At 39.4% G+C, this 22,305-nt stretch carries 17 protein-coding genes; 3 read left to right on the top strand and 14 right to left on the bottom strand.

Annotation, left to right across the window (positions count from 1 at the left end):
• Positions 1-20: 20 nt before the first annotated feature.
• Positions 21-1,889 carry a DNA helicase RecQ gene (gene recQ, locus E7L28_RS07630; protein WP_316711575.1) on the bottom strand — a complete coding sequence of 623 codons (1,869 nt, stop codon included), beginning with the start codon at positions 1,887-1,889 and terminating at the stop codon, positions 21-23.
• Between the two features lie 316 nt (positions 1,890-2,205).
• Here recQ and putP point away from each other — a divergent pair, with 316 nt between their 5' ends.
• Entirely contained in the window at positions 2,206-3,693 is a 1,488-nt protein-coding gene (gene putP, locus E7L28_RS07625; protein ID WP_316604092.1) for a sodium/proline symporter PutP, read from the top strand.
• 46 nt (positions 3,694-3,739) lie between these two features.
• Here putP and E7L28_RS07620 read toward each other — a convergent pair whose 3' ends face one another.
• From E7L28_RS07620 to nifJ, 3 genes are all read right to left on the bottom strand, one after another.
• Complete coding sequence (locus E7L28_RS07620; RefSeq protein WP_316604091.1) at positions 3,740-4,768, bottom strand: helix-turn-helix transcriptional regulator; 1,029 nt, start codon at positions 4,766-4,768, stop codon at positions 3,740-3,742.
• A gap of 343 nt (positions 4,769-5,111) precedes the next feature.
• Entirely contained in the window at positions 5,112-6,728 is a 1,617-nt protein-coding gene (locus tag E7L28_RS07615) for a class I SAM-dependent methyltransferase (protein WP_314932351.1), read from the bottom strand.
• Between the two features lie 196 nt (positions 6,729-6,924).
• A complete protein-coding gene (gene nifJ / locus E7L28_RS07610; protein ID WP_123138527.1) occupies positions 6,925-10,461 on the bottom strand; it encodes a pyruvate:ferredoxin (flavodoxin) oxidoreductase in 3,537 nt (1,178 codons plus the stop codon).
• Between the two features lie 386 nt (positions 10,462-10,847).
• Between nifJ and E7L28_RS07605 the strand changes: the two genes are divergently transcribed.
• Positions 10,848-11,771 carry a LysR family transcriptional regulator gene (locus E7L28_RS07605; RefSeq protein WP_008602616.1) on the top strand — a complete coding sequence of 308 codons (924 nt, stop codon included), beginning with the start codon at positions 10,848-10,850 and terminating at the stop codon, positions 11,769-11,771.
• Entirely contained in the window at positions 11,771-12,199 is a 429-nt protein-coding gene (locus tag E7L28_RS07600; RefSeq protein WP_038125714.1) for a hypothetical protein, read from the top strand. Before E7L28_RS07605 ends, E7L28_RS07600 begins: the two co-directional genes overlap by 1 nt.
• A gap of 152 nt (positions 12,200-12,351) precedes the next feature.
• Here E7L28_RS07600 and E7L28_RS07595 read toward each other — a convergent pair whose 3' ends face one another.
• The 10 genes from E7L28_RS07595 to E7L28_RS07550 all read right to left on the bottom strand — a co-directional run bounded on the left by E7L28_RS07595 (position 12,352) and on the right by E7L28_RS07550 (position 22,298).
• The gene (locus E7L28_RS07595) at positions 12,352-12,969 is read right to left on the bottom strand and encodes an SAP domain-containing protein (protein ID WP_287508167.1); all 618 of its coding nucleotides are present in this window, start codon (positions 12,967-12,969) and stop codon (positions 12,352-12,354) included.
• A 146-nt stretch (positions 12,970-13,115) separates the two neighbouring features.
• A complete protein-coding gene (locus tag E7L28_RS07590; RefSeq protein WP_120055971.1) occupies positions 13,116-14,429 on the bottom strand; it encodes an MFS transporter in 1,314 nt (437 codons plus the stop codon).
• Between the two features lie 241 nt (positions 14,430-14,670).
• The gene (locus tag E7L28_RS07585) at positions 14,671-15,027 is read right to left on the bottom strand and encodes a cupin domain-containing protein (protein ID WP_156697438.1); all 357 of its coding nucleotides are present in this window, start codon (positions 15,025-15,027) and stop codon (positions 14,671-14,673) included.
• Between the two features lie 28 nt (positions 15,028-15,055).
• Positions 15,056-15,931, bottom strand: coding sequence for a DUF4261 domain-containing protein (locus E7L28_RS07580; RefSeq protein ID WP_156697437.1), 876 nt, complete (start codon positions 15,929-15,931; stop codon positions 15,056-15,058).
• A 16-nt stretch (positions 15,932-15,947) separates the two neighbouring features.
• Positions 15,948-16,451, bottom strand: coding sequence for a hypothetical protein (locus E7L28_RS07575; protein ID WP_156697436.1), 504 nt, complete (start codon positions 16,449-16,451; stop codon positions 15,948-15,950).
• Positions 16,452-16,700: 249 nt separating this feature from the next.
• On the bottom strand, positions 16,701-18,248 hold the full coding sequence (gene citF / locus E7L28_RS07570; RefSeq protein WP_156697435.1) for a citrate lyase subunit alpha: 1,548 nt from the start codon (positions 18,246-18,248) through the stop codon (positions 16,701-16,703).
• Positions 18,238-19,203, bottom strand: coding sequence for an HpcH/HpaI aldolase/citrate lyase family protein (locus E7L28_RS07565; protein WP_316711574.1), 966 nt, complete (start codon positions 19,201-19,203; stop codon positions 18,238-18,240). The genes citF and E7L28_RS07565 overlap by 11 nt, the downstream gene beginning before the upstream one ends.
• Positions 19,203-19,472, bottom strand: a complete 270-nt coding sequence (citD, locus tag E7L28_RS07560) for a citrate lyase acyl carrier protein (protein ID WP_004696923.1) — start codon at positions 19,470-19,472, stop codon at positions 19,203-19,205. The genes E7L28_RS07565 and citD overlap by 1 nt, the downstream gene beginning before the upstream one ends.
• 123 nt (positions 19,473-19,595) lie before the next feature.
• Positions 19,596-20,999 (bottom strand): DASS family sodium-coupled anion symporter, encoded by a 1,404-nt coding sequence (locus E7L28_RS07555; RefSeq protein WP_316711573.1) that lies wholly within the window; start codon positions 20,997-20,999, stop codon positions 19,596-19,598.
• 387 nt (positions 21,000-21,386) lie between these two features.
• Positions 21,387-22,298, bottom strand: a complete 912-nt coding sequence (locus E7L28_RS07550; protein WP_105086979.1) for a LysR family transcriptional regulator — start codon at positions 22,296-22,298, stop codon at positions 21,387-21,389.
• Positions 22,299-22,305 lie beyond the last annotated feature (7 nt).

The raw sequence follows: 22,305 nt of genomic DNA, 5'->3' as shown, positions 1-22,305 counted from the left end.
CATATATACAGTAAAATTTATCATCCCTTATATTCTGCAATGGCCTGCAAAAAGGTAAGTCCATATTTTTTCAATTTTGCTTCCCCTACGCCTTTAACATTGCCAAACTCACCTAATGTTGTAGGTCGTAAATTTGCCAAATCTATGAGTACTGTATCAGGGAAGATAAGATACGGTCTAAGGCCCGCTTCTTCTGCCAAGCGCTTACGATGTTGCCGTAAATGTTCAAACAAACCACCCGATGTAGGACTAGATTTGCCTCGTGCCACAGAGGTAACAGACTTGCTAGTGCGAGAAGGCACAGACACATGTTGTCTGATTTCCTCTACCTCTTTACGACCTGCTAACACTTCCTCCGCACCAGCCGTTAAAGATAACACAGGATATTTTCCCGTCGAACTGCGCAAGTAGCCAGATGCTACAAACTGTTGAATAAGTCCTTTAATAGATTTTTCATCTACATTGCTCAGTAAGCCAAAGACAGGCAATGCATCATGGCCAGCACGCATAATCCGATCCGTTCGCTCACCACGAACGATAGCGGTAATCATGGACGCTCCATATCGCTCATCGGTGCCCATGATGGCACGGAAAATAGCTTTTGCTTCCTTCGTAACATTGACCTTATCAGCAGAACCCTTACAAGAGCTACAATTATCACAAGTAGTCCAAACGGTGCTTTCACCAAAGTAATTAAGCATATATTTACGCAAGCAATTACTACAGAAACAGTAATCAATCATGGACTGCAATTTGCGTAACTCCACATCTTGTCGCTCAGGCGTTTCAATGGACTGTTCAATTAAATACTTATGAACCTGCACATCCTGCCCACTATAAAGCAAGATACATTCAGCAGGTGCCCCATCACGGCCAGCTCGTCCTGCCTCTTGATAATAGGACTCCATATTACGCGGCATTTGATAATGTAGCACATAGCGTACATTGCTTTTATCAATACCCATACCAAAGGCATTCGTCGCCACCATAACCTGTAATTTATCGTCTGCATAGGCATTCTGCATTTCACGGCGCACCTCGTCGTTGAGTCCTCCGTGGTAATGGCCAGCTTTGATGCCCGCACGGGTTAAATTTTCATAAACCCGATCTACATCCTTGCGCGTTGCACAATAGATAATACCATTTTCATTGGCGTGCTCTCGCACATAATGGACAACGTAATCCATCCGCTTCGGTGTGCGGATGACAGAGAAGGATAAATTAGGCCGATCAAAACCCGTCACGTATACATTAGCCTTATCTAGACCTAATAATTTTTTTATATCATTTTCTACATATTTCGTCGCCGTCGCCGTGAAAGCCCCCACGATAGGTCTCTTTGGCAATGAATTGAGCCACTCTCCGATAAGTCGATAAGACGGTCTAAAATCATGGCCCCACTCAGAGATACAGTGAGCCTCATCCACGATAACTTGAGCAATCGGTAACGCTCGCAGTACATTACAGAAAAAATTAGAGCTCAACCGCTCTGGCGCAATATATAAGAGTTTAATTTTGCCACTGCGTACTTCGTACATGGTTTTATTAAACTCTGCTTGGGTAAGCGTACTATTGATAAGTGCCGCTGGTATATTCTGTACTAAAAGACCATCCACTTGGTCTTTCATAAGAGAAATGAGAGGAGAAAACACGATAGTCAAGCCCGCCTTACAGAGCGCAGGAATCTGGAAACAGATAGACTTTCCAGCCCCTGTCGGCATGATTCCAATTACATCTTCATTCCGCAACAAGGATGCAATAGGAGCCTCTTGGGCTGGTCTAAAGGAGGTATACCCAAAGTAGGTCTCCAACATGCGCAACGCTTGTTGTTTCGTCACAACTTGATGCGGTTTAGGTACTTCATCCTCAGTGCCTACTTGTTGTTCCATAGGGTCCTCCTTTCACGTTCCAGAAATGTAAATATTAATCTCGATTACTACTAACAAATATTTCGTACACCCAATACGAAATATCGTTTTTTCATTCTTTTATTTTATCATATTTCGTTCGGTATGGGACTCATTAGTATATGATTTCATAAGTAACAATCTAATGCGTATCTCTAAAGTATATGGGCTAAATTGGTATAGGAATCTTGTTGATATCACCAATTTTTTACCCTCTAAAGTACTAATATGTGGTACAATAAAAATTATTTACTATACTATAGAATATAACTAGAACCTAAGGAGGTCTTATATAGGCATGACACAAGACAACTTAATGATTATTATCGCCTTTGCCTTATACCTAGGACTCATGATGTATATCGGGGTCTACTACTATCGCAAATCAAACAGCATTGGTGATTACATCCTCGGTGGCCGACAACTAGGACCATGGATCACAGCACTTAGTGCAGAGGCATCAGATATGAGTGGTTGGATGCTCATGGGTGTGCCTGGTCTAGCGTATACTACGGGGATTTCTGGTGTATGGATTGCCGTAGGCCTCACATTAGGTACATGGGCGAACTGGAAATTCGTTTCTAGACGCTTACGTAACCATACTGAGGTAGCCAGTGATAGCTTGACATTACCGGATTATTTGAAGAATCGTTTCCACGATCAATCGCATTCAGTAGCTGTCATTTCCGCCTTATTTATCTTAATTTTCTTCTTGATTTATACATCATCAGGATTCGTGGCAGGGGGCAAATTGTTCAATACCATCTTTGGTCTTGATTACACCGTATCCCTTTTTATCACCGCTGGCATCGTCGTATTTTATACCTTCCTTGGCGGATTCCTTGCCGTATCTTGGACAGACTGTATTCAAGGCGCATTAATGTTCTTTGCCATCTTGGCAGTACCAATTACAGCAGCCATGTACATGGGTGGCCCTATTGAAACATTCCAACTCATCCAACATGAGTTTCCACAAGGACTTAGCTTGTTTGGTAATCCATCTGATTGGTTTACTTGGGCTATCGGCCTAATTTCTTCTCTTGGTTGGGGTCTTGGCTACTTTGGTCAACCTCACATCCTAGTTAGATTCATGGCTATCTCTGATGCGAAAGAACTTAAGAAATCTACGAACATCGCCATGGTATGGGTTATCTTATCCCTTATGGCAGCTATTGCTGTAGGTCTCATCGGTCATGTTTACATGCTGCCAGATAAGTTAGTAGGCACTGATGCGGAAACAATATTCCTCATCATGACAGAACGCCTCTTTACTCCATTTGTAGCTGGGCTTATCTGGTCCGCCGTATTGGCAGCCATCATGAGTACCGCTTCAGCGCAGTTGTTAGTAACAGCTTCTGCTATTTCTAACGACTTTTATGCTAATATCATCCATCCAAAAGCAAGCGATAAAGAGCTTGTATTAGTAAGCCGTATCGTAGTGCTTTTAGTGGCATTGGTTGCCATCTATATGGCTATGGATCCAGACAGCTATATCTTAACAATGGTAGCCTATGCATGGGCAGGCTTCGGCGCGGCCTTCGGCCCGGCAATCTTATTCTCCCTATTCTGGAAGCGTATGACTCGTCACGGATGCATCGCTGGTATTGTTGTAGGTGGTTTAACAGTACTCATTTGGAAGCAATTTGGGTTCCTTGGCCTATACGAAATTGTACCGGGTTTCATCTTCTCTTCTATCGCAATCTATATTGTGAGCCTCATGGGTAAATTGCCTCCACGTCCGGTTCTAAAAGACTATAGAGAAGCAGAAAAAATGCATATTCTATAAGAAAACATAAAAAAGCTAGTTGATTCACCGATCAACTAGCTTTTATTTATGAGTATTGGTGTAAACCTTCCTCAATTGCGGCTTTTACTTCTGTCACTAAAGAAGCTGGAGTGAGCACCTTTACACTTTGCATATATTGGAGCGCCCAATATTTAAAGGCGTCATGATTAACACGTACACGACATACAACATTATCAGCTGTTATATTTGTAAACTCTACATTGCCATCGAACCAATCTAAAATTTGATTTACGATGGAACGTCTAGCTTTAAAAGTAACAGTAATAGACTCACCACCGAACATATAAATATGTTCCTTTACGTATTGTGACACGTTAAAGGTGCGTTGTTGTTGGTATCCCTTTATCTCCCGCAAAGGTTTTCTACGTTCATTTAGCACCGTAATATGTGCAATTCGATCAACGCGTAATGTAGACATGTCATCATAATTTTCGTGATTTCCCACCAAGTAATAATATCCTCGATTCATTACTAGTTGGAATGGATTAAATACATACTTCCGTTCCTTATGATCTGGCCCAAGATTAATATGTAATCGCTTATCCACATCTGGTTGGCAATAGGCCAATGAAATTTTTCTACCCTTTTGTATTGCTTCTTCTATGAGATCAATATTAAGAAATAAATCTTGGCTTCTATGAAGGTACCCCGTATTACTTTCAATATCAATACCATGAGGCTTAAAATAGGAGCTACCCAATTTTGCAACACGCCCGATTAAATCTTTACGTTGAGATGCAGTAATATGGCGAGATGCCAATATACCATCAATCAATAATCGCAATTCAGAATCTTCAAAGGTATGAATCATATAGAAATCAGTACGTCGAATTGTGCCATCTGCTCCCACAGCAGACTCTTCACATTGAATACTAAAATCTCCAGATTCATATAAATCATTTAAATGACGGCCTAAGGTTTTCCGATCGACGGATACCTCGTACCGTTCGGCTAATATACTGCGAATCTCCTCTTGAGATAACGTATGATTAGCATCTGTTTCGTCTTTCAGGATTTCTAGTATGTATACTAGAACTGCCTTCTTAGATGCCATAAAAGACTCCTTTTATAAATAATACAATTAATACAATTTATAGAATCATCCACAACACATCGGATGATATTTACAAAATACCCATACACATTATACCATACTTTCATGAACGGTTCATTTTTTCCTCATTAAAATTATCGATTTACTATACTTTTTCAGCAATATAAAATAACTAAAAGTAATAAATATAAAATAAAAGTAAATTTAATTATATTAAATAAAACCCGTTAACACTTAATACGTATAAATATTATAAGTGTAACGGGTTTTTATTTTAACTATGAAATCAAAATGAATATAATACAACTTCATAGCAATACAATCAAATAACGAGCTCTATCAATTAGGAAATACTACCTGTTTTCTTACTTCTAATAAAGCCCAATTGTTCCATACGCATTGTTAATTCATTATAAAAAGCTTCAGCCATGGCATTTTGATGCTTTGTAGGTTGAGACTGATCTGCACTAAAGAGAGCATCTTTAATCTTTTTAATTACCGTGGATTTCGCTTTTGGTTTGTTCAACAACTCCATAAATAATAAATCCTCTTCAGAAATATCACCAATAGCATCATTAAACATATCTGCTCCATACATATATTCACTACCACCATTTACAATAGCTTTTACAAAGTTTGTAAAACGGGCAGGTATATAAGATAAGCCCTCCATATACTCTTCTTTTACAGGGAATGTTTTATAGAAGCGAATACCACCGCGTACCATATGCTCTACTACAGCTTTATACAAGCTACATACAGCAGGTTCTAATTCATCATCAGATGCATGATCCGCCTCATGAGCCGCTTTCAAAATAGCGAGGGCCTCGATCATATTGAACGTACCACCATCTTTGATAAGCGCTTGGAACGTATCTCTTACGAGCTCATTTTCAAACATTTCAAGTGCTTCCTCATCAAAGAGAATTTGGAAAACAAAGCTATTTACAATAGTACGTACAGGAATTGTATTCACTTCAGCCGGATTCGCAACAGCAAAGTTAATATTATTTGCAAAGCTAGCTTTACAAATAATTGACTTGCGGAATGTCGTATCTAGTATAAAATCTAAATATTGTTCTTGATCCGCTTGGCTATTAGGAGCCAGTTGCTCAAGTTTAGCTGCTATACTTTCATCATAGGTACGAACCATAGATAGTGTAAGGTCCGCATCGCATACATAAGCAAGATTATGCGCTTTCAAATGATCATTAAATTGATAGAAATAGCACGGATCATTATGCGGCTCTAGATGGTCATGACCTACATAATAGTCATCCTTTTGCATTACAGAGCGCAATGCACCAAGGAATTTACTATTTCGTTCTTTAAGATTATCATAGTTAAGAATCTGAGCACCCACAAGACTGCCTACGGTCTTACCGCGCAACACCTTTTCCTTATGGGTCAACTTATCTTGGCCACGATTAGCAAACAGCATGAGCTGACGTACTTCTTCCATGGTATGCCAACCTGGATACGTATTGTAAGACACATAGGCAATACCATTATCCACCAAATGATTAGAAATAATATTGAGCAGCTTATCCTTCATTTCATCATTGATCCAAGAGTAGAATCCATGTGCAATAATATAATCGAAAGTCCCCATAGATTCGTCAAAATTCAAAATATCTCCTTGCACCAAGGATACATTCTCTAATTTTGCATCACAAATAATTTGATTGCCCTTCTCTACTTGGTCTTGTGAAAGTTCAATGCCTACAAAGGTCGCCTCTGGGTTAAATACAGCTTGAGAAATAATATTACCGCCATAAGTAGCACCTAGTTCAAGAACACGAGCTGTCTTCGCAGGTGGAGTATTTAGCCCTATAAGAGCACCATATGCTTCTAAATAGGCCGGCGTTGTAAAAGGAAATGGATAGGATTTATAGCCTAACTCTTTATATATCGTTTGTTGCATGTCTTCCATTGCTATTTGTGAATTATCCTTAGCCATATGTACCTCTATGTTTAACTTTATGAAATATACATTGTTATTTATCATTATACCAAATTACTAGTATATTACCTACGTTTAAAGCAGTTATTACCTAAATAATATGATATTAACACATTTAGCTATATAGTATTACATACAAAAGAGGCACCCTTGAAAGGGTGCCTCATATAGTTCTCAGTCGTTAAATAACGAATTATTTTACGTCTTCAAAACCTTTTTGCAAGCGAACATAGCTTAAGCGACGTTCTTTAGCGTCTTTTTCAGTTTTAGCGAATAATTCTTCTGCAACGTCTGGAGCTGCTTTAGCCAAGGAAGCGTAACGTACTTCACCTTTAAGGAAGTCTTGGAAGCTTTCAGTTGGTTCTTTGGAATCCAAGGAGAATGGATTTTTACCTTCTTCTTTAAGTTGAGGGTTGTATCTGTAAAGATCCCAGTAACCAGCTGCAACTGCTTTACGTTGTTCTTCTTGAGCTTTACCCATACCAGCTTTGATACCATGGTTGATACATGGGCTGTAAGCGATGATCAAGGATGGACCTGGATATGCTTCAGCTTCTGTAACAGCTTTCATCAATTGGTTTTTGTCTGCACCCATAGCTACTTGTGCTACGTATACATAACCATAAGACATAGCCATCATGCCAAGGTCTTTCTTCTTAGTACGTTTACCAGAAGCTGCGAATTGAGCAACTGCTGCTACGTTAGTGGATTTAGATGCTTGACCACCAGTGTTGGAGTATACTTCAGTATCGAATACGAAGATGTTTACGTCTTCGCCAGAAGCTAATACATGGTCAACACCGCCGAAGCCGATGTCGTATGCCCAGCCGTCACCACCGAAGATCCAGTGAGAACGTTTGATCAAGAATTGTTTTTTCTCAAGAATTTCTTTCAATTCAGGAGTTGTAGCGCCTTCAGCTTCGATAGCTGCTACTAAACGTTCGGAACGTTGACGAGTAGCTGCACCAAGGTTAGCAAATTCAATCCATTGTTCTAAAGCGTCTTTCAATTCGCCAGTAGCAGTTTCAACTGCTTTAGCAGCCAATTCTACTAATTGTTGGCGGATTTTCTTAACGCCGATGTACATACCATAACCATACTCAGCATTATCTTCGAACAAGGAGTTTGCCCAAGAAGGACCATGACCTTGTTGGTTAGTTGTGTATGGAGATGCAGGCATGGAAGCACCCCAGATGGAGGAACAACCAGTTGCATTGGCAATCATCATACGGTCACCGAACAATTGAGTTAACAATTTAGCATAAGGAGTTTCACCACAACCTGCGCAAGCACCGGAGAATTCGAACAATGGTTGTTCAAATTGGGAACCTTTAACAGTTTCCTTCTTCATAGGATTTTCTTTTACAGGAAGGTTAACACCATAGTTCCAAGCTTCAGCTTGTTCGATTTCAGTATCGATGGATGTCATCACGATAGCTTTGCCTTTAGGAGCTGGACAGATATCAACACAGTTACCGCAACCCAAGCAATCTAATGGGGATACAGCGATACGGAATTGAAGATCTTTAGCACCCAATGCAGGGATTGTATCGAAATGGTCTGGAGCTGCAGCCACTTCTGCTTCAGTTGCCAAAATTGGACGAATTGTAGCATGTGGACATACGAAGGAACATTGGTTACATTGAATACAGTTTTCAGGCAACCATTTTGGAACGAACAATGCAGGACCGCGTTTTTCGAATTTAGCAGTACCAGCAGGTAATGTACCATCTTCATAGCCAGAGAATTTGGATACAGGAAGATCATAACCAGCTTGTGCATTGATTGGTTGTGCAATATTTTGAACGAAGGATGGGCAAGATTCGCAACCAGGTTTAACTGCATGATTGCCATCATCTACTGCGTCTTTCCAGCTAGCAGGAACATCTACTTTTACCAAAGCGCCAACGCCTTGATCGATAGCAGCATTGTTCATGTCAACGATATTTTGACCTTTTTTACCGTAAGAAGTTACTACAGATTCTTTAAGGTATTTAACAGCATCATCTACAGGGATGATTTCAGTCAATTTGAAGAACGCAGCTTGCGTTACCATGTTGATACGACCGCCCAAACCGATTTCGGAAGCGATTTTCGCAGCATTGATGATGTAGAAGTTCAATTCTTTTTCTGCGATTTGACGACGTAATTTAGCAGGTAAATGTTCATCCAATTCTTCAGGAGACCAAGTACAGTTCAATAAGAATGTACCGCCTTTTTTGATGCCGCGAATCAAGTCGTATTCATGTACATAAGATTGACGGTGACATGCTACGAATTGAGGTTCAGTAATCAAGTAAGGCAAGTTGATTGGGTTTTTACCAAAACGAAGGTGAGACATTGTTACGCCACCAGATTTTTTGGAGTCGTAGTCAAAGTATGCTTGAGCATACATATCAGTGTGGTCACCAATGATTTTGATAGCGGATTTATTCGCACCAACTGTACCGTCAGAACCAAAGCCCCAGAATTTACATTCAGTCAAACCAGGAGTTTCAACTTCTACGCCTTCAGCACGATCTAAGGACAAGAATGTAACATCATCATTGATACCCAATGTGAAGAATTTCTTACCATTTTCAGCAGCTAAATTATCGAATACAGCAACGATGTCTGCAGGGATAACGTCTTTGGAGCTCAAACCATAACGACCAGCGATAACTTTTACATTACGGCCACCGTCAACTACAGCTGCTTGTACGTCTAAGAACAATGGTTCAGCCAAAGCACCTGGTTCTTTAGTACGGTCAAGAACTGCAATGCGTTCTACAGTTTTAGGAAGAGCTTTCAACAAACGATCTGTTGCGAATGGGCGGAACAAATGAACGTTGATAAAACCAACTTTGCGACCCAATTTGTTGAGGTAATCCACAGTGGATTCTACAACTTGAGCGGAAGAACCCATAGTTACAACAACGTCAGTAGCATCAGGAGCACCATGGTAGTTGAACAATTGGTAGTTAGTACCTGCCAATTTGTTAACTTCGTTCATGTAGTGTTCTACAACGTCAGGAACGTTCAAGTAGAATTTGTTGGATGCTTCACGATGTTGGAAGTAAACGTCAGGGTTTTCTGCAGTACCACGAGTTACAGGAGCATCTGGATTTAAAGCATTTTTACGGAAAGCTTTAACAGCATCCATGTCAACCAATGGTTTTAAATCTTCATAGTCCCAGATTTGAATTTTTTGAATTTCGTGGGATGTACGGAAACCGTCAAAGAAGTTGATGAAAGGTACGCGAGTTTTAATAGCTGTCAAGTGAGCTACAGCGGACAAGTCCATTACTTCTTGTACAGAGGATTCAGCTAACATAGCACAGCCAGCTGCACGAGCAGCCATTACGTCTTGGTGGTCACCAAAGATAGCCAAAGCATGTGCAGCCAATGCACGAGCAGCTACTTGGAATACACCTGGAAGTAATTCACCTGCTACTTTATATAAGTTAGGAAGCATCAATAACAAACCTTGGGAAGATGTGAAAGTTGTTGTTAATGCACCAGCTTGTAAAGAACCGTGGGTTGCAGCAGCAGCACCTGCTTCAGATTGCATTTCTACAACTTGAACAGTGTTGCCGAAGATGTTTTTTCGACCAGATGCAGCCCATTCATCAATGTGTTCTGGCATTGGAGAAGATGGAGTGATTGGATAAATCGCAGCAACTTCTGTAAAACCATAAGAAACGTGAGCAGCTGCTTGGTTGCCGTCCATAGTTTTAAATTTACGACTCATGTGATTATTGCCTCCTTAAGCATTTAGCAAAAATAGAACACTTGCTTAATCTATCATTATGTTTAGGAATAACAACCATTACAAACTTGCGCACATGAAAAAATAATGCAATAATATATATGTTATATATAATATGGCATTATGTGTGAGCATACTTTTTTGTGATGGGCACAACCATAATTCCTAATATCATAACTTGATATAGCCCTATATGCTAATTATAACGTGCTGGGCCCTATCAACGCAACACATACAGTGACTGTCGCTTTGCCAATATTGCTATCCATGCTTTACATAAAGTAATAGCTAATTGCATTACAGTAATAACTATTCTCATTTAGTTAGGTCACGTCCTATAACCAAGTTTTATTTTTAGGGGGTTAATTATGGATTTTCATCATTTGAAATACTTCGTTGAAGTAGCTGATCAAAAAAGCTTTAGTAAGGCTGCAAGGAATTTACACATCTCCCAATCTGCAATCAGCCGTACAATTAAAGCTTTAGAAGACGAACTTGGTGTTGTTCTCTTCATGCGTAATGCTAAATCTGTAGAACTTACTGATGGGGGTACCATCTTCTTAACCCACGCTAAACGCGTTGTGTTTATGTTTGAACATCTAAAAACTGATTTTGAAAACGAGTTTCGTTTGGAGCAAGGTTCCATCAGAATTGGTATTCCACCAATTACTGATGCTCCCATTTTTGCCCAGTTATTAGGTGAATTTAAAAAAGTATATCCACAAATCGAATTGGAACTCTACGAACAAGGTTCTAAAAAGGTTGAGATCAGCGTTCAGGAAGGTTTAATTGATATTGGCATCATCTGTACTAAACCAAACCCTAAAGAATTTGAATCTTTCTACCTTACGAGTGACCCACTGTCCGTTATCATTCCAAAATCTAGCCCTTTAGCAAAAGAAAAAGAAATTCGCCTAGAAATGCTAGCTGATGAATCCTTTGTATTGCATAAAGACGATTTCAACTTACATGATGAAATCATCAAAGCTTGTAAACACACCGGCTTCCAACCGCATATCGTGTTTGAAACGAGCCAACGTGATCTCATGTTACAAACGGTTAGTGCAAACCTTGCTATCGCATTATTACCATCTCGTCTCTGCCCTGAGGTAGGTGAAAATACGGAGGTTGGTTCTAAGGTTGTCGTAAGACCTCTCGTACCTGAAATTATTCATACCCTTTATGTAATTTGGAAAAAAGGTCATTACCTCTCCCACGCTTCTCGCTTGTGGTTAGACTTTGTAAACTCCAAATTACCATTACCTGGATTACAACTCGAGGATCGTCAATAATGAACAAACCATCTGGGCTCGCATCTAAATTGCGAGCCCTTTTGAAAGCTAAAGAAGCTCCCATGTGGGGCGTTATCATTGTGCTGGTTATCGTTATCATATTCCAGCAAATACAAATCTCTGAATTACAATGGCGTGTCGATGAAGACCACGATGGCTCTACCATCGACAGTGTAGCAGGTCGTCTTTACATTCTTGAAGGGATGGCTAATAAGCATAGTGATCAACTAGACGAAATCCTAAAAGATATTCGTCAACTACAAAATGACGGTGCCAAGTACGACTGGGAACTAAAACAACTGCAATGGTTGCATCCAGAGCTCAAAGTACAACCACCAGAGGCAAACCCACGCCCATTCAAATCCACAGATCTAAACCTCGATATGAATCCTGGGAAAGTGCCTGATGTAACAAAACAAAATCAATAAAGAAATCAGGAATAAATAAAAGCACCTTACATACCTACAAAAGTCATCACAAATGACTCTTCTTATAGGATATAAGGTGCTTTTTTCATTATTTTATTATAGATTTAATTGCTAACTTTCCCATAATACGTCTCCGCAATGACAAGTTGCTTCTACTTGCGATACCCTTCTAATTTATATGCATATTCACTTAAAAGCTCCTTTGAATAAATTTTTTCATTTTTTGAATCTCTAACCTCTTTCCAAATAATAGATGCTACTTTTAATTTATTCGAATAATTGCAACTACATTCATCTGCACAAAAATCCTTATAAAATTGATTCCATTGACAAACCGAATTATCATACTTTGCATAATCTGATTCACCATAATATACTTTCAGCAAATCTCCAATTGTAAAGCTTGTATTTTTTTCACTTTTTACTTTTCTCCAGGCAGTAGCCATATCAGCATTAAATTTAAATCGTGAAACACCTATTAAATCAGAGAAATATTCTCTAAACTTCGTATTAAAGGAAAAATTACATTCAAGTAATGGTGTATCTAAAGTAATAGTTTCCACTTGCCTTCTTCTATTTTTTATTGATGATTTTTTAATTAAATCGCCTTTAAAGTACTGCTCAATAATATGATTGAGTTCTTGTTTTGTTCCCCTATATTCTAATCCTAATGATTTACATATTTGTGAAAGTTCATCACGATACCAATAATATTTTTTAAATTCATCAAATGATGTAATTTTATCAAACTTAGGTCTACACTCTTTCAATATTCTGTCTCCTCAAATTTAAATAATACTATTTTGTAAATTGTAACATAAAATTGAATAGTATCCAAAATCACACCATTGAAGCATTCGTTAAATATTTTTCTATTAAGTTGTCTATAATCTAGTTATCTATAATATAGCTCTACTTAATCCTCTTTATGCTCCATAGATTTTGGAAGTGTCAAAATTAATAGACCAGCAAGGAACATACAAGCCCCCATTACATAGTAACCATAAGCAAAGCTACCAGTGTGACCATTGATGAATCCAAGCATATAAGGACCTACCCAGCCCCCCATATTACCTGAAGAGTTAATGAGTCCCATCGCCCCCGCTGCAGCAGCGCCAGATAAGAAGGTTGTTGGCATGGTCCACCATACACCCATACCACCGTAAACACCTACTGCAGTTAAGCATATAAAGAATAAGCTAACTTCTGGAGATGGACTGTGTGGTGTTGCTAAGAAACCAATAGTACCAATGAACAATGTAGTAGCAACGTGCCAACGTTTTTCATTGCGCTTTTCAGAAGAGTAACCACAGTATATTTGTACAAGTAAGGCTGCTGTCATTGGAATAGCAATAGACCACGCTACCACGCTTGGTGGCCATCCAGATAAGCTTTTAAGAACTTGAGGCATCCAAAAACTAAAGCCCCAGAAACCAATAACCCACAAGAAATAGATTAACGCTAAACGCAATACTTTTGGGTCTTTTAACGCTTGCCAAATAGTATATTTCTTTGCGGCTTGCTTTTGTTGTTCTTCTTTTTCAAGCTCGGCTTTAATATATACCTTTTCTACATCAGTTACCCAAGATGCATGTTCAGGACGCTCTTTCATCCAGAATGCGAAAATGAACGCAAAGATCACAGCAGGAATAGCTTCAACGATAAAGAGTGTACGCCAACCATGTAGACCAAAGAACGTTGTATCCAATAAAATACCTGCCAATGGCCCACCAATGATGTTAGAGAACAATAAAGATGTCAACATCAAGGAGATTGCCTTCGCTCGCTCCTTTGGCAAGAACCAATTTGGAATGAGTAATGAATAAATTACAGGATATAAAGAAGCCTCACATAGACCAAGTAAAAATCGATAAACATAAAATTCCAACTCAGTGGTCATCGTCGTCATAAGAATACATACGAGCCCCCAACTAAACATGATACGCGCCACCCAATGCATAGCATTACAACGAGCTGCAATTAAAGATGCAGGCACTTCAAACAAAACATAACCAATAAAGAAAATGCCTGCCCCCATACCAAATACTTCTGGCGTCAACCATGGTAAATTCTCCTTCATAGTCAAGCCTGCATAAGCAATGTTAACGCGATCCAGGAAGGCAATAATAGAAACAATAAACAATGGTAAGACTACGTGAAGCATACGACGTTTCGTAAAATCTCTGAAATTGATATCCCCACTTTGAGGCTCTAGTGTAGATGAGTTCATATAATTCCTTTCTACTTATTAAAATATTACATACTTTACCATCTTAAAAGAACAAACGTCCTCTGTCAATGGAATTTTATAGAGTATAGAAATAACAAATAGGAATAGTAAAACCAAAATAATGACATATAAAATAGAAAAGGTATATTCGCTAGAAATGACTGTATAAAATAAAAAAGCACTTTATAGTATGAATATATCTCTATCACAAGAGAAGAAAATACTATAAAGTGCTTTCATATTAATTAGTCTTAACAGGATCATAATCAGCAGGCACTGGAGCAACGATACTCACAAAGACAATATCTTCCGTTCCAGTATTTTTTGCACCATGACATTCACCCTTTTTAGATACTATAACTTGCCCCTTTGTAAAAGGCACCTCTGTATTAGGCGTTGGATAAAATACACCCTTGCCTTGCAATATAACCCATATATCATCAGAGTGATGATGATAATGTTTTGGTAAGATTTGACCAGGTTTAATAACCCATACTGAACCACCTGTGGAATCAGTTTGATAAAATGGCGTCTTAACAGCGTTCTCCAAACTTTCAACTTTCACAAGTTCCATATCAAAAACACGTTGATCACTCATAATGCTCACACCTTTCATTGATTAACAACTACCGAGTTCCAGATGCGTATTCACCCATATTAATGTCTAGAACCTCTCGAACGGGCTGGATTAAAGAATCCTCGTATTGAACCTTCCATTGGATGTCTGGACTCATATCTCCATTTTCTAAGCCGGCAATCGTTTCCCCATCACCGATAGGATTGTCGTGCTCAAAAATATAATACAACACACTATATGCATGATTCACTACCTCATCAGGATTCATACCGTGAAAGTGATACTGAACATCAGGCAAAAATAAGGTACTCATACCTAGAGAATCAACTATCATGTCTTCGGTACCTTGAATGCTAAAATAGCGCACATTTACAGCATAATAAATAAACCGAGTTACTGCTTTATCTGAATGATTTTCTATCGATTCACGACTTAAAAACTTATGAGACGGTCCAAATACAACGGCTTTACAAGACGGATATAATTCTAGCAATGCATCTACATATTTTACAAGCATATCTGCACGTTCTTTGGCCTCTAAACCAGAGGCTAACATATCCGTAGCAAACACCCTGTATTGGCACTCTGCTAACAACTCATCCACATTAGGACAATCCCACACCTGACTACGTTCAAAATCATCTAATACAGGCTTATCAATTTTTTCGCAATCAGTCACCATTAATGTCGGTGAAATATCTGCATCAGTATCCTCGTAATGGACCTTATAATTCTGAGGGGCGAAACTAGCAGACTCACGGCGGTGATCAAAACAATCAACAGGACCTAGATGCTTCGTGAATATCTCTATCATTGTATCCCGGTCAGGCATATCACACTGCTTCGGCATTAATAACTCAACGAAAAAGATACCACCTGGTCGGACTGAAGTATCTGTTAAATCTTGTTTAAAAACTTGGCTCATATGCTCTCTCCTATAGTTAAAGCGTAAGATAAAATGCATCCTTTACCTTATAGTATATCAGATGTTTATAAGTACTACAATTACGTAACCACCGTTTTATAAATAATATAAAGTCTATATTTTGACTACAGGTTAGAGTAATTTCTATATACTGTGACATCACGTTTATATGATTTAAACATAGGGATTCATATTCAGGTTCAAGCTGTTTACTATTCTCTAATGTTTGTAGAAATTTTGCATATAAATAATCAATACTTTCATAACGATTACCGACCTTACAACTCCCCATATCAAATAAATTCCGATAAGAGATATCCCCAGGCAATACTAACATCCATTCTGAGGCATACTCTGATACACCGAACACCGTGTTTTCTGGATTAGGCCCATCTAAATCATCCTGTAACCAAGCTGATATTATTTGGTACATATTTAGCATTTCATATTCATCTATTTCACCATAAAACACACCTAACCCATCTAGATCAATCTCTAAATTGGAAATACAACGATACATAAAAACTACCTCCCAAAGATCTCCAATCTTCTTATAGTAAAAGTATAACTATAATCATGTACCATATTTGCCACATTAGACTTTATTTCTATCTTTAAATTTAATAATAAAACAACGCATAAATTCAAAAAGACCCGCTCCATGGTCCTCGGACTCATATAGCGGGTCTTTGTATTAACTTACTAGCATGGGATCGTGAGTTGACAGCGGAATCCAAACGGACTCTACCGGACTCCAAGCCCTAGTCAATTATAGAGGTTTACGAACCACGTCAAGGATAGAACCATCGCGGTATTCTACGATTGCCACGATGTCTTCGTCTTTGTCAGACACAGGAATGTCTACTGGTTTACCTACTAAGTCAAATGCTAATTGTTGTAATTCTTCAATTGTGTAGATAGGCAAGTTGCTATCTTTGAAGCGTTCAATCAAATCAGTACGAGCTGGGTTGATGGCGATACCGTATTCAGTAACGAGAACGTCAACGGAGGAGCCTGGTGTAATTACAGTTGCAACTTTGTCACGGATCATTGGCAACCGGCCACGGATCAATGGACAAGTAATAACTGTACATTTAGCACCTGCTGCTGTATCGGAGTGACCGCCAGAAGCGCCCATCAATACACCGTTAGAGTCAGTCATTACGTTTACGTTGAAATCAAGGTCGATTTCAGTAGCACCAAGGAATACTACGTCTAGGTAGTTTGTAGTGCAGTCAGTCCATGGGTTAGCGTACATGGAAGCGGACATCTCGATGTGTGCAGGGTTTTTATCCAAAGATGCAGCTGCAGTAGTATCGAATGTTTGAGTATCGTAAATAGCACGAATCAAGCCTTCTTCAAGCATACCAGTCAAGATACCAGTAGCGCCACCAATAGCGAAACCACCTACTTCACCGCGTTTACGAAGTTTTTCAGCGATGAATTTCGCTACAGTCAATGGAGCACCACCAGCGCCCAATTGGAATACGAAACCGTCTTTGATAATGCCAGCTTGGTCAAGGAATTCACCAGCTAGTTCAGCAATTTTAATTTGGATAGGGTTTTTAGTGAAACCTACCGCACCAGAAGCGATACCTTCTGGATCACCAATGCTTTCAACCTCAACAACATAATCTACATCAGTTTGAGGAATTGCATAGTTGTGTACATAATCAACCAAGTTATCAGTGATGATAACAGTTGTGTCTGCATAGTGGGAGTCAACTTTAGCATAGCCAAGTGCACCACATGCGGATTTACCCATACGACCAGTAGCATTACCGCGTGGATCAGCTGTAGGAGCACCCATAAAAGCTACGTCGATATGAACTTCGCCAGATTCGATAGCACGAGCACGACCACCATGAGAACGAATCACTACAGGGCGTTTCAATACGCCTGGGTTTTGTGTCAAGAATTTACCAAGACGATCGCGCAAGCCAGATGTTTCAATAGCTGTTACAGTGCCGTCTTGAATCATTTCTACCAAGAATTCATGGCATGGGGACAAGGAGGAAGACGCGATAGTAATATCTTTGATACCTTTTGCTTGTACGCGTTCCATAACCATTTTCATTACATAGTCGCCATTGCGCAAGTGATGATGGAAGGACAAAGTCATGCCATCTTTTACGCCAGCTTTTTCGATTGCTTCATCGATGGAAGCAAGTACTTTATTAGTGCCAACATGGCTCATGTGTACAGGTTTACCTGCACGATGAACTTTAGGTTCAATGGCGAATTCACCTTGATATACTTCGCGACCTTCTAGTGCTGGGATATTTGTTGGGATATCGCGACCTACTTTATTTAACATCGTATTCTGCTCCTTCCTCTAATTCAACTTTAATGCCTGCTGCACGTGCTTTATCAACTACGCGTTGTGCACGAACTACGATAGGACCATCGATCATTTTACCATCTACGGAGATTACGCCTTTATTGTTGCGCAATGCATCTGCATAGCTGTTCAATACCTTAACGGAATGAGCGATTTCTTTTTCGTCAGGAGTGAATACTTCGTGGATAATTTTGATTTGGCTTGGGTGGATACAAGATTTGCCATCATAGCCCAAAGCTTTAATGAATTCAACTTCTTCGCGGAAGCCTTGTGGGTCTTTCACGTCGGAGAATACAGTATCGATTACGCGGATACCTGCTTCACGCGCCGCATGAAGGATTGTTTGACGAGCGAACAACAATTCAACAGCTGGTTTATGTTTACCTGTGCGAAGGTCTGCACGATAGTCTTCAGCGCCAAGAGCGATAGCAACTACGCGAGGACCATGGCAGATTTCACGAACATTATATAAGCCGCGGACGGATTCAATAGCCACGATAATGTTGATTGTACCTTCCGGCCAACCGTTAGCTTTTTCCAATTCTTCAATCTTCTTCGCTACGATTTCAACTTCAGAAACATCTTCAGTTTTAGGTAAACGAATCATATCAGGTTTAGCTGGAACGATAACATCAAGATCGTCATAGCCATAAGGAGTTTGTGTAGGATGGTTGATACGAACAACTGTTTCTGCACGGAATTTACGGGATTTCAATGCTTCTGCAGTTAAAAGACGAGCTGTGTCTTTTTCTGTAATTGGCACGGAATCTTCGATATCGATCATGATGGAGTCAGCACCGTGAATATCTGCACTGTTAATCATTTTAGGTGTATTACCCGGTACGAACATCATGGAACGAGACAAGCGTTTTTTAGCAGCCTCTGTTAATGGGTTAGTTTTAACTTCTGGGAATGTTTTATCGTTAGCCATTATGCTTTGCTCCCCCTTTCCAATGCACCTAATACGCGAGCTTTAATTGTGTAATCCCAAGCATTTTTATCTTGTACGATTACTTTTACGCCATCATAACCAGCTTCTTTCACTGTGTTCAAGATAACGGATTTAATTTGGTCGCCGTATTGGCGGATAACTTTGGATGTTAATTCAATTTCGATACCGCTAGCAATCGGTTCAACCGTTACTAATGCATCATTTTTTTCGTCGAAGCCAGCTTGCGCAGCTTTTACTAATTGTGCCATGTTGCATCCTTTCGTTGTGAAACATATATAAAGTTCAAGTCTGTACAGGCTCGTCGCGAGAGCCCAGTACAGACATTGAATACTAACAATTAAATTCTAACACTCCATAGTGAAAGCTTCATATTACATGAAACCAGTGATTTTCCACCAAGGGATACCGATTACGTAGTTCAATACTAAACATACTAAAGCGGAAATCAAACCAACTGTCCACCAATCTTTTACGTTGTTGTAACCAGCGGAGAAGATGATTGGACCAGGAGCAGCACCGTAGTGAGTTACGGAACCACCATAGGAGTTTGTGCCGATCAAGATGAAAGCAAGTAATGTAGGATCCACGCCTGCGTTAACACCTAAAATCAAGAATACTGGAAGCATCGCGGAGATGTATGCAGTACCAGATGCGAAGAAGTAACGAACTGCAACGGAAACAATGGAGATAAGGATAAGCATCATGAATGGATCTAAACCGAAGTTCATGTGAGTTTCTAAGTATTTAGCCAACCATTCGAAGAATTTACCTTTAGTCAATGCAGAGGATAAGCCCAAGATACCACCAAACCAAATCAATGTGTTCCAAGCAGCTTTAGTTTTGAGCAAATCATCCCAAGTAATAATACCAAATACGAATGTAGCAAGCATTGCTACGATAGCAACTGCTGTTGCATTAAGAGTAACATCAAAAGTAGGAAGAATCCAGCCTACGATTGCAAGAAGTGCGATAGCGATAAGACCTTTTTCGGACGCTTTCATAGGTCCTAATTCCGCCAAACCGTCAGCAGCAATTTTCTTGTTGTCGATGTCTTTTACACTTGGACGTTCATACATGTAGCCAATAAGTGGGATAAGCATTAACATGATGAAACCAGGTACGAACATAGCTAATGCCCATTGAGCCCAGTTTAAAGTTACACCAGTCAATTTAGTAATGAAGTCTAAAGCCAATAAGTTTGGCGCCATTGCTGTCGCAAAGAAGAAGGATGTTACTTTAGTTGCAAAGTAACCATTCTGTAAGAGGTAAGCACCTGCTTTTTTAGCAGTCTCACCTGGGTAAGAACCAACTGCTTCAGCGATGGACAAGTTGATTGGATATACGATACCTGCCGCACGAGCTGTGTTGGATGGTGTTGCAGGAGATAAGATCATATCAAGGAATGCAGTTACATAACCAAGACGAAGTGTTGTACTACCAAAAGCGCGAACCAAGTAGTACGCAATGCGGTGACCAAGGCCAGTTTTACCGAATGCAACGGATAAAGCGAAGGCTGCGAAGATCAACCACAATGCTGTATTACTGTAACCAACCAATACGTCTTTTGTATTGTTCAATAAAACAGAAGATGTAGCAACACCTAATAATACTGTAATAGGAACTGGGAATGGTTTTAATACCAAGCCCACGATAGTAGCTAAATAAATACCAAGTAATTTCCATACTTCTGGTTTGAGGCCTTCAGGTGTGCCACCGAACCACATAAATGCGACGATGGCAACCATAAGGCCAATGCGCCATAATTTGTCTTTCATGTGTGTCTTTCCCTTTCTTAACTAACTTAGGCATACATAAAATCATCTAGTCTTTAACAACATAACCGCTCGCGACGTCGATTACATTGATTAAGTCTACCCTCATTATAAATGTTTAAAAGTAATATGAAAAATAGATTACCTTTATAGGGGTTATAAAAACTTTTATATCTACTAATCATACTTTTTATGCATTTTAAGCATAGAATTATAGTCCCAAATGAAAAAAATGCATGTATACCTCCTCAAAAGGATATACATGCACTTACATGGTACTATATTAATCTTAATCTATATTATGAGTTATTATATCGAAAAAGTCCAATACTAAAACAGCATGGATGAACAGTTAGAAAATCTCATAGATATACTCTATTATAATGCATCCTATGCTTTATATTCTCTAAATATACTGTCATCCACTACGGTATGTTCTTTGTAGTAATTACGAACATATTCGATAAATGTTTTTACTACAACCAGATTTTCCGCATCTTTTGTGTACACCATATTCGTATCACGGGTGATGTATTCACCATCTTTGCTACGCAATGGACTCACATAGATATCTTTATCCTTACAGGATCCAAGTCCCATATAGGTCAAGATAGACCAACCAAGGCCAGCACGAACAAAATGGCGACAAGTACTCATAGAGTTTACATCCATCGCCACACTTGGAGGCTCATCAAAATGTTCTGCACACCAAGTTTCGATAATATTTGCCACCGATGCATCTGTTTGATATTTAATGAATGGTACTTTTACCAAGGATTCAGGTGGCACTAATTCTTTATATACTAAACAATATGGTTCTGCTAGTAACAATTCAGACTTGCCAGACACATCATAACCACCACGAGCAAAGGCGACCATACAGTCACCGGTATTAAACATCTTTACCACTTGATGGCTGAAAGCAGTCTTCACTTGAATGTGAACATCTGGATATTGTTCTCGGAAAGATCTCAATAAGGCTGGTAATTCATAGTCTGCAAAGTTAATAGATGACGCGATTTTCAATGTCCCTTGAATCTTGCCAGAAGCGGAATTCATAGCATTCTCCAAGGCCTCTTGTTCTTGCATCATTCGCTTGCAGTAATCATAGAAAATTTCGCCTTGTGCCGTGAGGGCAATCCCTTCAGCAGTCCGCAACAACAGAGAATGGCTCAAGGCTTTTTCCATATGGCGCAACCGATAGCTCAACGCTGGTTGCGATAAAAATAATTTTTCAGCAGCCCTTGTAATATTGCCTTCATCCACAACAGTAACAAAGGTTTGCCATTCTCTATCGTCCATATAAACT

Origin of the sequence: Veillonella parvula (assembly GCF_032575955.1) — a bacterium.
Classification (GTDB): Bacteria; Bacillota; Negativicutes; order Veillonellales; family Veillonellaceae; genus Veillonella; species Veillonella parvula_J.
The sequence above is the reverse complement of the archived record's forward strand: the minus strand, read 5'-3'. Positions and strand labels throughout refer to the sequence as shown.